General features: G+C 60.5%; 8 protein-coding genes and 9 pseudogenes. 5 read left to right on the top strand and 12 right to left on the bottom strand.

The genetic code is table 11. The annotated features are described in order from the left end of the window. Positions 1-121: 121 nt before the first annotated feature. Entirely contained in the window at positions 122-880 is a 759-nt protein-coding gene (locus NKH80_RS27925) for a class I SAM-dependent methyltransferase (RefSeq protein ID WP_352994956.1), read from the bottom strand. A 521-nt stretch (positions 881-1,401) separates the two neighbouring features. Between NKH80_RS27925 and NKH80_RS27920 the strand changes: the two genes are divergently transcribed. Together NKH80_RS27920 and NKH80_RS27915 are read left to right on the top strand one after the other, a co-directional pair. After that, positions 1,402-2,043 (top strand): hypothetical protein, encoded by a 642-nt coding sequence (locus NKH80_RS27920; protein ID WP_352994954.1) that lies wholly within the window; start codon positions 1,402-1,404, stop codon positions 2,041-2,043. A gap of 439 nt (positions 2,044-2,482) precedes the next feature. Continuing rightward, on the top strand, positions 2,483-2,620 hold the full coding sequence (locus NKH80_RS27915) for a hypothetical protein (RefSeq protein WP_352994952.1): 138 nt from the start codon (positions 2,483-2,485) through the stop codon (positions 2,618-2,620). A gap of 85 nt (positions 2,621-2,705) precedes the next feature. On the opposite strand, the gene NKH80_RS27910 is transcribed toward NKH80_RS27915, so the two are convergent. From NKH80_RS27910 to scpB, 4 genes and pseudogenes are all read right to left on the bottom strand, one after another. Next, entirely contained in the window at positions 2,706-4,166 is a 1,461-nt protein-coding gene (locus tag NKH80_RS27910) for an aspartate kinase (protein WP_352994949.1), read from the bottom strand. 286 nt (positions 4,167-4,452) lie between these two features. Further along, a pseudogene (locus NKH80_RS27905) lies at positions 4,453-4,844 on the bottom strand (ectoine synthase). 10 nt (positions 4,845-4,854) lie between these two features. Next, positions 4,855-6,162 carry a diaminobutyrate--2-oxoglutarate transaminase gene (gene ectB / locus NKH80_RS27900; RefSeq protein WP_352994963.1) on the bottom strand — a complete coding sequence of 436 codons (1,308 nt, stop codon included), beginning with the start codon at positions 6,160-6,162 and terminating at the stop codon, positions 4,855-4,857. A 971-nt stretch (positions 6,163-7,133) separates the two neighbouring features. Next, positions 7,134-7,789: pseudogene (scpB, locus tag NKH80_RS27895) on the bottom strand (SMC-Scp complex subunit ScpB); the annotation flags it as partial. A gap of 27 nt (positions 7,790-7,816) precedes the next feature. On the opposite strand from scpB, the gene NKH80_RS27890 reads away from it, so the two are divergent. After that, positions 7,817-7,978, top strand: a complete 162-nt coding sequence (locus NKH80_RS27890) for a hypothetical protein (RefSeq protein ID WP_352994946.1) — start codon at positions 7,817-7,819, stop codon at positions 7,976-7,978. 41 nt (positions 7,979-8,019) lie between these two features. On the opposite strand, the pseudogene NKH80_RS27885 reads toward NKH80_RS27890, so the two are convergent. Next, positions 8,020-8,235 (bottom strand): annotated as a pseudogene (locus tag NKH80_RS27885) (DUF1403 family protein); the annotation flags it as partial. Between NKH80_RS27885 and NKH80_RS27880 the strand changes: the two are divergent. Next, positions 8,229-8,639 (top strand): annotated as a pseudogene (locus NKH80_RS27880) (transposase); the annotation flags it as partial. The pseudogenes NKH80_RS27885 and NKH80_RS27880 overlap by 7 nt on opposite strands. Before the next feature lie 598 nt (positions 8,640-9,237). Here NKH80_RS27880 and NKH80_RS27875 read toward each other — a convergent pair. After that, a pseudogene (locus NKH80_RS27875) lies at positions 9,238-9,510 on the bottom strand (transposase); the annotation flags it as partial. 120 nt (positions 9,511-9,630) lie between these two features. Between NKH80_RS27875 and NKH80_RS27870 the strand changes: the two are divergent. Then, positions 9,631-10,760 (top strand): annotated as a pseudogene (locus NKH80_RS27870) (IS110 family RNA-guided transposase). Positions 10,761-11,069: 309 nt separating this feature from the next. Here the strand turns inward: NKH80_RS27870 and NKH80_RS27865 are convergent. The 5 genes and pseudogenes from NKH80_RS27865 to NKH80_RS27845 all read right to left on the bottom strand — a co-directional run. Then, positions 11,070-11,962 (bottom strand): annotated as a pseudogene (locus tag NKH80_RS27865) (IS91 family transposase); the annotation flags it as partial. 198 nt (positions 11,963-12,160) lie between these two features. Next, positions 12,161-13,039 carry a hypothetical protein gene (locus tag NKH80_RS27860; RefSeq protein WP_352994943.1) on the bottom strand — a complete coding sequence of 293 codons (879 nt, stop codon included), beginning with the start codon at positions 13,037-13,039 and terminating at the stop codon, positions 12,161-12,163. Positions 13,040-13,331: 292 nt separating this feature from the next. Then, a pseudogene (locus tag NKH80_RS27855) lies at positions 13,332-13,466 on the bottom strand (hypothetical protein); the annotation flags it as partial. A gap of 208 nt (positions 13,467-13,674) precedes the next feature. Continuing rightward, entirely contained in the window at positions 13,675-14,250 is a 576-nt protein-coding gene (locus NKH80_RS27850; RefSeq protein WP_352994960.1) for a recombinase family protein, read from the bottom strand. A gap of 401 nt (positions 14,251-14,651) precedes the next feature. Beyond that, positions 14,652-15,431: pseudogene (locus tag NKH80_RS27845) on the bottom strand (tyrosine-type recombinase/integrase); the annotation flags it as partial. Positions 15,432-15,684: the final 253 nt, after the last annotated feature.

The following is a 15,684-nucleotide window of genomic DNA, read 5'->3' as shown; positions in this document are numbered from 1 at the left end:
GCCACGCTCTGCCATCTGCTGGCGCAGGCGGGTCGTGCGCGCGCGGTATTCATCTTGACTAAATGCAGACACCTGCAGTCCTCCTTCATAAAATAAATCTCATGAGAAAACAATTCTAGTACTATTTGTGCGCGACAACCACGAGATACGAGCTCTCGGATGTAAACTCGCCACCTTCATCCCCGAAAGCGTCAACTGTCTCAAACCCCGCGCTTCGCAACATACGAACGTATTCAGAAAACCCATACTGTCTGAAGGAAAGGTGCGTCCGTCTAACGCATCCATCGCGCACGATAATCCTTTCGAGGTTTCGACGATCACTTAGCACGTCGTCGCTCATTATATCGATTCTCAGGTCATCGTTACGCTGCACAACGTAGACAGGCGACTTCTGGCGCAGATAAGCGAAGTGGTTAGGGTGGTGGATTAGAAGACGCCCACCCTTTCGAAGTGAAGATGCAGCCTCACGAAGAACTCCCTCATTGTCTGCGTCATCGAAATAGCCAAAAGTGGTGTACCACAGAAAAGCCGCGTCAAATCGACCGCGCCAGGGAAGTATGCGCATGTCGCCTAGAATATATTCAACATTTATTCCGAGTCCTGTTGCATCCGCTTCGGCCTTTTGTAGCAAGATCGGCGAGATATCAAGTCCGGTTACCCTCGCTCCTCTTTCAGCCAACCGGTTGGTGATCCGTCCATAACCGCATCCAAGTTCAAGAACTGAGCTGCCCTGCACAAGGGAAAGAAGGGTCCAAATTGACTCCGCCTGTCGGTCACTTATCTCCGGCGGATTTACAGCATCTCCAAAATGGATGTAATCTTCGCTGAAATACACGTCAAGCTCTGAGAGGGACACTGTCGTACGCGTTTGTTGCTGCATGTACTTTTCCTGTTAGTTTCTGTCGTATATGTCATTTGTCTCACAATGACTACGATATTGAAAGAAAACATTTGTGAATGTTTTCATATGTCCTCTTAGCATTTTTGCAACAGTCTTGACCTCAAGCGCATCATCGCTGGTCAGCTGCCCGCCGACCTGACAGGATACCGGCTATCTGGTCCCGGTTTGTCCAAGCGCCTCCTCCACCGGTGGTACGTTCTGCTTACTGAGACCCAGCGCAGCAGCAAGATCGGGGATCGATTCAGGGTGAGCCGCGACAGCAATCGCGCCGTCCAAGGTGGAATAGATGCCGTAAGACGCCGGCTGGTGACTGTGGCTAATGCATTACGCCCTCGGCTTGCCCGCTCCTTTGCGTTCAGCTCTTAGCAAGACTCCGGCGCCAGCAAGTGAAATACGCACGAGATCATATCCACACGCACCCGCTGACCAAGGTCCTGTCTGATCGGGCTGGCGCAACCCCGCCTGAAGGCCGATGACGGCGAAGGCGGCCTACCGCTTCTTTGACAAGTGACCGAACATGGCGTTCTGGCCGGCCATTTCGCCGCCACCGCGGCGCGCGTTGCGGCGAGCGAAGGTCCGATCCTAATCCTGCAGGACACGACCTATTTATCTACAGCCGCGCGCAGCCGGGCAAAATCGACTTCACCAAAACCATCAACGCCGGGCGCTACACGGCCGGGCAGCCCGACGTGCTGACCTTGTGCGGGGTGCTGATGCATTCGAGCGTGGCCGTCACCCTCACCGGCACACCCCTCGATCTGACGGCGGCGAAGTTCTGGACACGAACGAAGTTCAAGGGAACGCTCGCGCTCAAACGGCACATCAATCCCACGCGCGTGCCGATCGAGACGAAAGAGAGCTACCGCTGGCTGGAGAACCTGCGCCAATGCATCGCGCTCGTTGGCACGCCCGAGCGCTGCGTGCATGTGGGTGACCGGGAGAGCGATATCTACGAGCTCTATTGCACGGCGCAAGACCTTGGTACGAGCTTCATCGTGCGGGTGCAGACGAACAGGCTGGCCGAGCGACCTGCCGATGCTGCCCCACACGATCCTGCTCATCGCGTCTTTGCCCAACTTTGCGGCGACGCCTTGGGGGGGCGTCACCGCATTACGATCAATCAGGAGACGACCCGGCTGTAGGTGAAGTTCGCCGCCACCAACACCTTGCCGCCCGTCGGTAGCAAAAGCGCTACACTACGCAAGTTCTAACTTACATCCACGCCCTCGAAGAAGATCCGCCTCGGTCGCGAGGCGATCGACTGGAAGCTGGTGACCACTTGCCGGTCGAAGCTCTCTCCGCGGCGGCCGAAAAGCTCGGCTGGTACGCCCTGCGCTGGAAGGCAGAGTTGTTCCACAAGGTCATGAAGTCCGGCTGAGTGCGGAGGAGGCAAGGCTCGAAACCGCCGAGAGGCTGGCCAAGTTGCTCGCCTCATCGCGGTAGTCAGTTGGCATATTCTTCGTCACTATGTCGGCGCGTGCCAAGCCAGACGCCGCGCCCGACAGCGTTCTCACCTTCACCTAGATCACTGCGCTCGACCAGATCGACGCGTGCCGAACGCGACCACGCGTCCAACGGCCCATGCTCGCCGCCTACCTGCTGCAAATCGCCATGCTTGGCGGCTATCTCGCCCGCAAACATGACCCGCCTCTGGCAACAATGGTCGTCTGGCGCGGCATGACCCGCTTGCACGACATCGCCTTCGGCATCTCCATTTGATCAAGCCGACGATGTGGGTAATTGAAAGCTTCACCGGAGGGGTACGCCGTCGCCGCCGACGGTACGGTTCAGCGGTGCAGATCGCCTACGTGCTGGACGGGATCGGTGGCGCAGCCCGCGCCACACGAGGAGAACGCTGAGCCGCAAGACGCAGCGGTGAATGTTCGATTAGGGTGCCGTGCAGCGCCCTAACTGCGTCATCAAAGTACAATTCATCTATAATGAAAATTATATCTACGTTGCTCATGAGTTGATGTACTCCCAGCACCTCTATGCAGGCATCCGCTAGCGCTTGCGCCGCAATGGCAGTTATGCCCTGAGAATTAAGAGCGCTTCCGATGGCTGAAACAATGCCCACCTTTCTTGTTGCTATGTTAGCCGTTGGAAAATCACCTTGCAGCGCCTTGACAACGAGGGCGATTGCCTCGGGCGTCGCGGCGAGGTAATGCATAATGGTATTTGCATTCGATGCTTTCATAAAGACGCGGACGTCTTGCCTTTTCAAAGTTTTGAGAATGGCAGCATCATAGTTCGCCACACCCACCATTTCCGGCTCGAAAAACTCTAGCGCATGCACTCCTCTGAGGCCTGCGATGATTTCTGCCTGGGGGGAGTCAGAGACATAGTCGCGAGTGATGAGGGTTCCACCGTTCTGAGGATCGAACGTGTTCTTGACACGAAGAGGGATATTTGCGCGACGCAACTCCTTGGAAACGACCGAATGGATTGCTTCCAATTGGAGGTTAGACAGCTGATCGGCGACCTCATAGTTGGTGCGGCCGACAACGTGAACCCGGTTGATGCCGACAATCTTGGGATCGGCTGTTGATAGATGGAACTCCTTATGGATTATTGCTTCCCTGGCACCTGTGAGGGCGGCGATTCGAGCGAATGTGACCTCGGTGTAGCCCCGGCCATAGACACGCACCATGCCACCCGGGCATATGCTGTAACCCGTCACGATCGGCAGTTGCTTGCCGAGATCGATTACGGACAGCGCTCTCTCAATTCGCGCGTCAAGGCTCATTTCAGCTTCTTCGCGCCACCCCGTCATGTCCACGAAGATCGCCTCCACGCCGAGACCCCTGAGCAGCAGAGCCGTGTTGTGCGCACTGTGAGCTTCGCCCTGCGCGGCCAGAATCTCGCGCACGGTATTCAGGTGCTCTTCGCGCCTGAAGTGACCATATGAGCAAAGCCGTTCAAGATCCAAAAGGCAGCTGCGCACTCCTTTGATGCGTTCGCTCACGAAGTCATCTGCGACGAGCTTTTGCGATGTGCCGCGAAAGATTTCCGCATTGATGCTTCTCATCTCTTGATGGGTCTCTGCGATCGCTTCGACCCAAGCTGATCTTGATCCGGCGCGAGCGAATAGTGTATACACGCCGTCCGCGCCAGTCTTCTTCTGCTCGAGAAGCCGGTCCGTCATCCCGCTGTAGGCGGATATGACGAAAATTCGATTGTAGAGAGCACTTCCCTTGCGTCCCGCAACCAGGACGTTCTCCACGGCAGCTACATCGGAGATCGATGTTCCTCCGATCTTCTCCACGGTATGTACGCCAGACTTCAAGTTAAGCAAGAAAATCCCCAATTCTTTCGGTGTTGCTTTCCAGCTAAGCGCGGATTCGCGACCACCATCGGATTTATTTGGACATCGGTCGCTTGCAATGGCGCAGACCCGTTGCTATTGCCAACAGCAATTCCTCGGGTCGTCCGACCCGGTAGACTTGCCCTCTCGGAGGGCCGCTAAACCCGCTAGAATAGTAAGCGACGGCCGAGAGGCGAAGTAGCGGACCCCCCTCGCTGCCAATTTTGGAGTCATCCCTGTGGCGATGTCACACAGCTTCGGAGACCTGAGGATAAGCGCCAGTCTCATCATGCACCTCGCGGCCCTCCAAGGGAGGTACAAAAACGCAGGCTAACACCAATTCGGTCTCGGCAGACAGCAGGTGAGCATCATGCTTATCGAGCGCGTAAATGACGCCGGGTCGCACGACTTGGACCTCATCTGCCTGCAGATCCTCGATAGAACCCGTTCCAGAGATGCAGTGACCGCCTCAAGGTGGTTCCGGTAGCGCATCTTGAGCCGGGCACCCGAATGGATGGTGGTGATGTGGAAGGAGAAGCCCATCCCATCATTGTTGAGGAGCAGCCGAACGCTTTCCCAGCTCGACGTCTCAACACGGCGGGCAGTCAGTTTCTCCTCATTGAAATCCTTGATGATCATGATTCACCTCTCAGGCTGTCGTATTCACTGCGCTGCCGATCACGCTATCGACAGCGTCTTCGACGATGTCGAGGCCTTGGCTAAGCTGATCCTCCCCAATGACGAGAGGTGGCAGACACTTCACGACCTCGTCTTTGGGACCGGCGGTCTCGATAATGAGACCCCTCTGGAAGGCGGCGCTGACGACCTGACGGGCAACCTCGCCGGACTTCAGATCGATGCCCCGCATCATGCCACGACCCTTGGCTGACACGCGGCTTGGGTCGTATTTCTGCGCGATCTGCTCAAGGCGGTTTTTCAGCAGATTGCCTTTCTCCCTCACGGACGCCGCAAAGCTGTCTGTCCGCCAGAAGTGCTCTAGGGCTGCGCGCGCGGTGACGAAAGCATGGCAGTTGCCGCGGAACGTGCCGTTGTGCTCTCCCGGCTCCCAGTTGTCGATCTGTCGATCAATTAGGACGAGGGCCATGGGCAGGCCATAGCCCGATATCGATTTCGCCATCGTGACGATGTCCGGGCGGAGACCGGCCGCCTCGAAGCTGAAGAACGCATCGGTCCGGCCAACGCCGGCTTGGATGTCGTCTACGATCAGCAGAGCTCCGTGCCTTTGGGCAATCGCTGCTACCTTGCGCAGCCACTCCGTCCCGGCGACATTGAGGCCGCCTTCGCCCTGAACTGTCTCGACAATCACCGCCGCCGGTGCGTCTACGCCGCTGGAGGGGTCCGATAGCAGGCGATCAAGATAATCGGCGGTGTCTACATTGGACCCAAGATAGCCGTCATAGGGTAGCCGGGTTACGCCGCCGAGCAGCTGGCCGGCGGCTGCGCGGTGGTATCGGTTGCCGGTGCAGGAGAGAGCGCCAAGGCTAACCCCATGAAAGCCGTTGGTGAACGATATAATGTTGGACCGACCAGTGATCTTGCGCGCTAACTTGAGGGCAGCCTCAACGGCGTTGGCCCCGGTCGGACCGGGAAACTGCACGACGTAATCTAATTGTCGCGGCTTAAGGATCGTCTCGTGGAATTCCCGCAGAAAAGACTCCTTGGCTTCATTATACAGGTCGAGGCCATGGGTGATGCCGTCACTCGCAATGTAGTCTGCGAGCGCGGACTTCAGCTCGGGGGGATTGTGCCCATAGTTTAAACTCGAGCAGCCCATGAGAAAGTCGAGATAGGCTGTCCCATCGCGCGCAAACAGCTGGGCCCCTCGTGCCGTCGCGAAAACGACGGGAAAGCTGCGGGCGTAGCTACGCACTTCAGACTCGAGATGGTTGAAGATCGCAAATTCCTCCTCGCGATTCGGTGCACTTTGGTCAGTCATCATTGCCTCCTTATTTAGGCTGGGTAGGCGGACCGGGGGGAATGCCTGCAGGGCTTCAGCGTGGATGGGTCGCTCGGCGACGGAGGCCGACAAGCAGCCAACCCACCGCCCGGCACGCTCAGCGAGCACGCAGGTGTGGCGACATCACTGCAAAGCAGGAACTTGCAATACAGCGAGTTGCGGTCTAGTGGGCACTTGCGATGACTTCCCACACATTGGCGGCATGAATCTCCGTCGATCTTCGGAATGTCGCTCGCGGCAACTGGACATTGCGTGGCAACGAGAAGCTCTGGCTATTACTGACCATTCGAATCCTCCAGGCGAACACCAGTGCCGCCTCGCCTCGCGTTTCATGATGAGAACGTCTCAAATGTCATGCCAATTGCGCCGAGGGAGCCCAAGAAATAATTTTTCTGAGTTTTGCTCAGTGGCTTGACCCGGAGTGCAGCAGACTGCCAGGCTGAAAACAATCTGTCGCGGATTCGACAAACACGACAATAGGCGTCGGTTACCCGGCGTTCTCTCAGGAATGGCGACGGGGTTTAAGAACGGGACTGGTAGAGAATCTTGCGATCGACGCTAACGACGGAGCAGGCCCGCCGCTCCGACAACAAGATTGCGCCCTTTGTCGACTCTCTGCGTGAAAGCGTCGCCGCCTATCCCGATCTGCCCGGCGCGACCCTAAAATCAGGACCACCGGGGTGTCTACAAGGGCGTCTTCCACCCGGCGTTCCACGAATCGTTCGTACATGCCTTTCCGAATCTAGGCAATTGGAACTACCCGGCATGACAATTGGAAGTCAACGGCATGAATATTGGGACTATCAGCGCCGCAATTTGGTTGAAACCCGTTTACAATGAGCAGCTTGCGACGGTCGAGCACTCTGTGACGCGGCCCAACGACATCGCACCGCTTTGTTTTGCAACTCGTCAATCGTTATATTGTCCTGATCCAACTGGGGCACCCCGAGTCCTGCCGGAATATCTCCCGCGAGCAACTTTTCCTTCGACAGCAGTTCTGCATCCTCGAGGGCTTCGATGTCAGGCAGATCGCGCAGCGTGTCGAATCCGAACTGCAGCAGGAACGTTTTGGCCGTCACATAGGTATAGGGCGCGCCGGGTGTCGGGCTGCGCGGACCGGAGGCGATCAGGCCGGCGCCGCGCAGTCGCGGCTGATCTCCTTGCCGAAGAAAGAGGATAATTCGGCGCGGGTGATCGGCTGGAAATAGGCGATGCACATCAGCACCAGCACCTTCGACTGGGTGAGGTCCACGGCCCGTTCGTTGCCGCCGACCGCCGTGCCAAATGCACTGCGGACGGCGTCGGCATAGGCCGGCCGGGTCAGGTGCCGAAAACCGTCCGGCGACGGCGACCAGGTCGTAGGGCCGGCCACGCAGCTCCTCCCGGATGTGGAGATCGAGATTGCAGTTTTTCCCACGACTCGCTCGAGGACACTACGTGCCACCGGCTCGTTGGCCGCGAAGATGCTCGCCTCGACGCGGTTCATCCAGTCGCGCCAGCGCACCTCCGGCGGCAGGTGATCGAGCTCGCGATCGAACAGGCAGTCGCCTGATCGAGGGTCATCTGGTCGCCCCTTCCCCCGTCTCCCGCCAGCCGCCTCCGCCATCGCTCTCACAGCCCGGAGACACGGAACGTGGAGCGGCCGCAGAATCTTCTGACGGAGGGAAACCTCGCCGCGGTGTTGGGGGAATTCGGTTTTTTCGCCCACGACGGCGCGGCGGTCAGCGATCTGGCGGATGCGCTGCGGCGGCTCGCCACGACCGAAGGGGCCGTCGGGATGCTGAACGGCACCTAGCGGCCGTCGAGGGCCCACGGACTGCCACGCCATGGGATCGTGGCTCGCCGACGCCGCAACGCGAGGAGCAAAAGACCGGCCGGCCCAACCTCGTCGCCGGGGCGGGTGAGGAGAAAAGAATCGCGCAGCGCCGCTTCATCCTCGACGTGCCCCGCCTGCCGCGCCGTCGCCGCGGCCGCTGCGAGCGCGAGGCGCTGCCGCCAGGCGCCGGGCCATTTCACGCGACGCCTTGCTCGTCGCGGCAGATGAGCCAACACCGGCCCTGCTGCTCAGCCTCAAGGGAATAGGTCCGGAGTTCGCGGCCGTCCTGTGGTCTGAGGGATTATCGCGCAAGTTTGACAATCGACGACAGGTTGCCGCCTACGCTGGTTTGGTGCCAACGCCCTGGCAAAGTGGGCAGATTAATTGCGCGCAGGGAGTCTCGAAGTCCGGCAATCCTAGGCTCCGGTCGACGCTTGTCTAGGTTGCGTGGCTCTGGGTGCGCCATCAACCCAATTCCGCACCCAGCCAGTGGTTCAGGGCGCGAGTCATCCAGAATGGTGGCCGGTACAAGAAGACGGCGATCATCGCCCTCGCTCGGAAACTGCTTGTTGCGCTGTGGAAATACGTGAACGCCGGAGTCGTTATAGAAGGAGCTCTCCTGACGAAACCATCAGCGTAGACGCTAATCGATTCTAATAATCTCCAGGACCGACCAGGGCCTGGCAGATCCTCGGTAGACGAGCCGACGAAACTCATGGCCTCAAACAGCCGCCGTTGAAGAATGGTTTCGTCTCTTGGGTTCCGAATCCGCCGCAAGCGGGATCATGGAACAGGTGCATGCGCCCTGACCGAATATAAGGTGGACTGGGTTCGTTCGCGAACCGCGTCACGCTAACGGACCCATCGAATGGATCTACGGATTGCCGCGGAGGTACATGACAATGTCGACGTGATGCCGTTTGTAGTTGACCATCCCCATATAAGGGTTTCGGGTGCCGGCAGGCGTACGAAAGTCTCTCATGCAGGAACCCGCGGGCCGCAGACGAATACCTATGGGGATTTGCGCCTCGGGGTGTGCCAGCGCCTGTCGCGAACTTCCGCATAGGATGCGGTGGGCATGTCGTGGAAGCGGCTTCCGGGCCAGGTCGCAGAGCCTGTAGCGTTGATTCCGACGGGATTGGTGTGCGTGACGACCGGCGCCACGGCAATGTGCACATAACATCCCGTTGACCGGCGCCGGCGTGGCGGGGTCGTACGAGCAACTTGGCCATGCCGGGTCATGGGGCGTTCTCCCGGTTCGGCGTCCTTGCGGCCGGCGGTGCACGAGGCTGGCACCACCGTTCGAACCTCTCGATGACGACCATGCGTCCGCCGCAGCCCGGGCATGGCGGGCGGACCTCAGCCGCTTCTTCCGGAGTGTCGTCTTGGGGCGGCGGAGCGACGTTCAGCAGTTCGCGCGCGAGTGCGAGGCTGGCTTTGCGGGCGGAGCTGGCGAGCAGCCCATAGTGACGGATGCGGTGGAACCCACGCGGCAGGACATGGAGCAGGAAGATCCCATGACGAGAAAGGGATAGCGACCCACGCTGTGGCAGAGTGGGGTTGCTGGTCAAATTAACTTTGCGGGGGCAATCATGCTTATTGCAACTGATTGACCCGAGGCGCCTACCGCTATCCGCACCCGTCTTGGCCCGATTTTCGTTTCACTGGAACTCAGCAAGTCGACGTGGCTGGTGACGTCGCTATTGCCAGGCGGGGGTGAGCGTATGTCGAAGCATGCGGTGCGAGGTGGTGATATTGCGGGACTGCTGGCGCTTTGCACAGCTTCGGAAAAGGCTCAATTGCGCACCGGCGAGACCTTTCCGATTGTCGTCACTCCAAGAGGCCGGTTTGGACGGGTTTTGGATCCACCGTGTCCTGGAGCGTGAGGGGATCGAGAGCCATGTTGTTGACCCTGCGTCCATTGCCACCTCGCGCCGGCGACGGCGGGCGAAGACCGATAAGACTGACGGCGAAACGCTGGTGGGCGCACTGCTTGCTTATAAACGCGGCGAGCCACGCGTATACGCGATGGCGAAGCCACCGACGCCCGAAGCAGAGGATCGGCGCCGGATCTGCCGGGAGCGCAAGGTCCTGGTCAGTGAGCGGACGAGCCACGCCAATCGCATCAAGGGGCTGCTATTTGCGCAAGGAATAACCGGCTATGATCCGCTGCGACGTGACCGGCGCGAGCGGCTTGACGATCTCCGGACGGGTGATGGCCGTGTGCTGGGCAGGCAGCTCAAGGCGCAGCTCATTCGCGAGCTCGATCGCCTCGAGCTGCTGTTCGAGCAGATCAAGTCAGTCGAAGCCGAGCGTGACGCGTTGCTGGCCGCCGACGTCGCTGACACGCCTGTGGCGTTGCTGCTCGACCTCAAAGGCATTGGCCCCGAGAGTGCCGCCATCTTGTATACGGAAGGGCTGTTCCGAAAGTTCGACAACCGAAGGCAGGTTGCAGCCTATGCCGGGCTTGCGCCGACGCCTTGGCGGAGCGGATCAATCGACCGCGAGCAAGGCGTCTCAAAGGCTGGCAATCCCCGGCTGAGAACAACGATGATCGAGCTTGCCTGGCTGTGGCTGCGCTACCAGCCCGAGTCAGCGCTCTCTCGTTGGTTCCGCGAACGAGCAGCGTGTAACGCTGGGCGCGTGCGCAAAACAACGATCGTCGCGCTCGCACGAAAGTTGCTCGTCGGTCTCTGGAGATATACGGAAATATGCGACCGCAGGGGTGGTCATCGAGGGCGCCGTCATGAAAACCGCCTAGGCGATCAACCCTGCATACCTGTCCGGAGGGCCAATCAGCCCCCGCGGATCCCAGGGAGACAACCGAATCCGCCGCTGGTCTGAACCACCGACAGGAAGAATGGTCTCGTCCTCCTGAGCCCTTGCCCGCCGAAAGCGGGATATTGGTGCAGCCGTCCCGGACGGCGACCGCATGTGAGTTGGATCAGGCTCGGAAATACGCCGCGCCGCGTCAACGCAATTGGGCTCAAACCCTGGAAGCTCCGCCAACAGAAAAGGAAGGAGGAATTATGCGCCTTTGATATCACTTGACCTGAAACTCGTCATGTGAGCGGCGGATGAACTCATCGGTAGCGAGCGTCATGACCTGCTGCCGGTCGACGCCGTCGCGGCGATAGTCCTTGTAGCGGAAGGTGACTCCAGCTTCGTCGAAGGCGATCAGGCGGCGGTTCGAGATGGCGACCCGGTGAGTGTAGCGCGATAGGTAGGCGAGCACCGCCTCCGGTCCCGCGAAGGGCGGCTTGGCATAGACCACCCAGCGCTTGCTGCGAACAGACTTCAGATGACACAGGAAGGCCCGACGGTCGGCCAGGTGCGCCGCCGATCCGAAGAAGGCGAGCCGACCGGCGTCGTGCAGCGCGACCAGCCGGGTCAGGAACAGACGGCGGAACAGCTTGCCCAGTACTCTGACTGGGAGAAGGAAGGCCGGCCGCGATGATATCCAGCGTGACCCGTCCGGCGCGATGCCGCCGCCCGGCACGATCATGTGGACATGAGGATGGTGTGTCATTGCCGAGCCCCATGTGTGGAGCACGGCAGTGATACCGATGCGCGCGCCGAGGTGCTTGGAATCCGCCGCGATCGTCAGCATCGTCTCCGATGCCGCCTTGAACAGCAGGTCATAGACCAGCGCCTTGTTGTGGAAGGCGATGACGGCGACCTCGGCGGGCAGCGTGAACACAACGTGGAAGTAACCGACTGGCAGCAGGTCGGCTTCGCGCTCGGCGAGCCATGTACGCGCGGCGGCGCCCTGGCACCTGGGACAGTGCCGGTTGCGGCAGCTGTTATAAGCGATCCGCCATTGGCCGCAGTCCGCACAGGCTTCGACATGACCACCCAATGCGGCGGTGCGGCAGTGTTCGATCGCCGACATCACCTTGAGCTGCTGCAGGCTCAGATGCCCTGCGTGGGCGACCCGCTATCCGGGGCCGGCAACACGAAGATATCGGCGACCTCCAGGTCCGCGCGTACCGGTTCAGCCGGGCGGCGTCTTGCCTTCCATCAGTGCCACCAGCCGGTCGAGCGGCCCCGCGATCGCGTGGATCGTCCCTGTCGAGACCTTGGTGTAGAGCGCGGTGGTATCGAGCTTGCTGTGCCCGAGCAGCCACGAGTCATAATGCTCTCTTTTTATGTCATTGAAAATTAAAGCGCTGTTGAGCGGGATCGGCTGTTAGGGGACGCCGCAGGGCATTCTGCATGCAATAGGCGGCGATATCCGCCGCCTTGAACGCCCAGGGCGCGCCGTAACACATTTGCCGCCCTTTGATGATGCCGAGTCGGGCCATGCGCAGCGCCGTCATCACGCTCACATAGCGCGGCAGCTTCAAGAGTAATCTCGCCCCGCTCAGCCCATTCGCTCGCGCGGTGGACGGCAAATGCCGTGATGGCTGCGAAACGAACAGACCCGCGCCTGGGTCCACCCATTGCCTCGCCCGGTCGGTTTACCGGCGCGATTGAGGAGCCGCGCAATCTGGCGGTCGGCATTAGGCGCGCCAGCTCGCGGACCAGCGTCAAAGTATCGTCGGGGACTGTCCAGCGATGCTTGCCGACGGTGCTGATCTTCAGCTTCAATGCGGTGTGGTCGCCTCCCTGCCAATGCAGGACCATCTCGATGACACCACCTTCGATGCCGACGACGATCTCGCTCAAGGCTGCGCGAACGATCCTTTTGCGCGTCGCAGATGTTGCTGCCGGGTGCGGCCAGGCGAGATCCAGATCGGCGCCGAGCCGCATCAGCTGATCCCGTTCCTTCTCTCCCAGTGGAGATGGTGTTCTCGCCTCGAGTGCGGCAATCCCGCCTTCGATCTGGTGCACGGCTTCAAGCGCCTTGTTCCAGCGGCGCTCCAGCTCGCCGGCTACCAGACGATTGGCAGGATCGAGAGCATCGTATTGCTGACGCGCATGGACAGCCTCGTAACGCGCCCGCTGCAGTGCCAGCTCGAGCTGCCTTTGTGCCGCTGACGTCTCGCTCGCTTGAGCCTCGAGCGCCTTGGTTGCGGCGTCGATACCGAGCGGCTTCAAGGCACCAAGAACTGCGGCGCCGACAGCCTGATCGGCGTGCAAGCCGCCAAACGAAATGCACCGCTTGGCCATGATTGACGAGCGCACCCTCGTAGTGATAGCGCCCCGCCCTGCCGCCATAGGCGACATACATCTTGCGGCCGCAATGACCGCAACGCAGAAGCCCCGCGAGAAGCAATCCCCCGCGCCGTACCGCTCCTCTGGGGGTGGCGCTGCCTTTGCCGGTCGCGTTATTGGCAATCACCTGTTGGTTCCTCTCGAACTCGCTCCACGCAATGGAGCCTTCGTGCTGGTCCTTGAGCAGGACGTCCCATTCCATCTGAAGACGCCGCAGCCCGCGCCGCACGCGCTTGCGGCCCTCCTCAATGATGACCTTGCTTGTCGTGCGCCCGAAAGCATAGGCACCCGCATAGACGGGGTTGGTCAGAACGTTGTACAGTATTGTACAGCGGCAGCTTCCAGGCGATGAGGCGCCCCTCTAAATCATGCGATTAACGGGCAAAGCGATTCCTTCGTCTCTGAGCCACACATGGACCTGCCGCACGCTCTGCAGCTCGGCGACTTCGCGAACACCAGCCTTAACGCATCCTGCACGCGCTGGTCCGGGTCCTTTTCGATCCGCTCGCGCCCGGTCTTCACGTAGCCAGCGGCGACACCGAGGAACAGCCCGCCCGGCGGGCTTTCTGCTTCATCGCCTCCTGCGAGCGCTGACGGAACAGTGACAACTCGAGCTCGCTCATCGTGCCTTTCATGCCAAGCAACAATAGCCGATCATTGGGATGCCGAGGATCGTAGATTCCGTCCTCGTCGACGATGACGGTCCCGACCAACCCACAGAACTCGATCAGAGTATGCCAGTCGCGGCCGTTGCGCGCCAACCGAGAGTCCTCGATCGCGAACACAGCTCCCGCATGCCCTTCGCAGATCGCCCACAGGAGCCGCTCGAAACCTGGTCGATTGATGCCGCCGCCCGACCAGCCGAGATCATCGTCGATGACTTCGATCGTGGCCCAGCCGAACTGCCGAGCGCGATCGGCGAGCCCGTATTGCCGGCGCCGGCTCTCCTGATTGTGCTTAAGCTGATCGGCCGTCGACTGACGGATATAGACGAAGGCGCTGCGCGCAAGATGCTCAGCCGTGATCTTGGTCATTTGCGATCTCCCGTTTGCTAGTGCCATCGCGATCTCGCGCAGCAGGGTCTCCACCAGCATCGCCAACTCGGTCTCCTGGGCGGGTGTCAGCACAACGCTTGGCTCGCCCACTTCGAACAGGCTTGGTTGGGGGCTTTCGAATTGGCGCTTCATTCGGATCTTTCTCCGTCGTTGAGTCGGACTGGAGAAATCCTAAAAGCGCATCGATCTCGGCGCGCAGAGATTGCAAGGCCCCAGGGAAAACCGCGGCTCAGCCGATAGCTTGAAGTGTGTCGCCGCCGCGCGCGTCATCCACGCCGGTATGCAGGCAAGGGAGCCGTCAGGCTGCGGAATGACCACCAACTCGGTTCCACGGTAGGCATAGCGCCTCAGAATGAGCACCGTCTCACCGCAGCGCGCGATGAAATGGATAGCAAATCCGCCCTTCTTCAGGCTGTTGGCGGGCAGTTTGTCGTTGTTTTGAGCAGCACCTGGATGACGCGGATGTCGACATCCTGCTCAAGCAAGTGGGTGGCGAAGCTGTGACGCAGCGTGTGCGGACTGACGCGCTTGCGGATGCCGGCGACTTCGGCTGCTTCCTGGACCGCGCGATGCAGCTGCCGCGACGAGATCGGCGCTGTGCAGCCGCGCCCGGGAACAGCCAGCCATGGGGGAGCATCACCCCGCGCCGCTTGCCTTCGCGCCACCACAGCCGCAGCAGTTCCAGCAGTTGCGGCGAGAGCATGGCGTCGCGGTCCCTGCGTCCCTTGCCCTGTTCGACGCGGATCAGCATGCGTGTCGAATCGATGTCGTCGACCTTCAGATGCGCGACCTCGGATACGCGCAGGCCCGCGCCATAGGCGACGCCGAGCGCGGCCTTGTACTTGATGCCTGGCGCCGCCTCGAGCAGCCGCGCCGCTTCCTCGACGCTCAGCACCTCTGGCAGTTTGCGCGGATGCCGGGTGACCACCAGCGCACGCGCAGATCGCGCCGCCTCAGCGTCACCGTGAACAGGACCCGCAGCGCCGAGACCGCGCCGTTGATCGTCGCCGGGCCGACGCCGTTCTCATGCCGATGCAACTGGAAGCGCCGGATGTCCTCGATCGTCGCCGTGTCGGGAGCGCGCCCAAGGAAGGCGGCGAAGCGCCGGACATGACGAACGTAGTCCTGCTGCGTATGCAGTCCCAGACCCCGCATCAGCATGTCCTGCTGCATGCGCTGGCGAAGCGGGTGATCGGAGCATCGGTCGACAGAGTAGCCATGGCAAGTTCCTCTCGTTGAAGGGAACTCCATGGCCGGATCGCGGCCTCTACCCGCTCAAGGCCTATGAATACCGCGCCATCTCAGAACCAGGCGACACTCCCGCGAAGCGGGTCGTCTAATCGCCCGACCGTCAAGGGGGTAGATGCAAGGCAGTCGTCCTTTTTTGCCGATGGTCGTTCGTATGCCGGGTACAGGGTCGTCTACGCGGTCGACGCAAGCTGATCGCCGCAGGATGAGTTTCGCAGGTGAGAT

The organism is Mesorhizobium sp. M0904, from assembly GCF_040319475.1.
Classification (GTDB): Bacteria; Pseudomonadota; Alphaproteobacteria; order Rhizobiales; family Rhizobiaceae; genus Mesorhizobium.
This window is presented reverse-complemented; position numbering and strand designations above follow the sequence as displayed.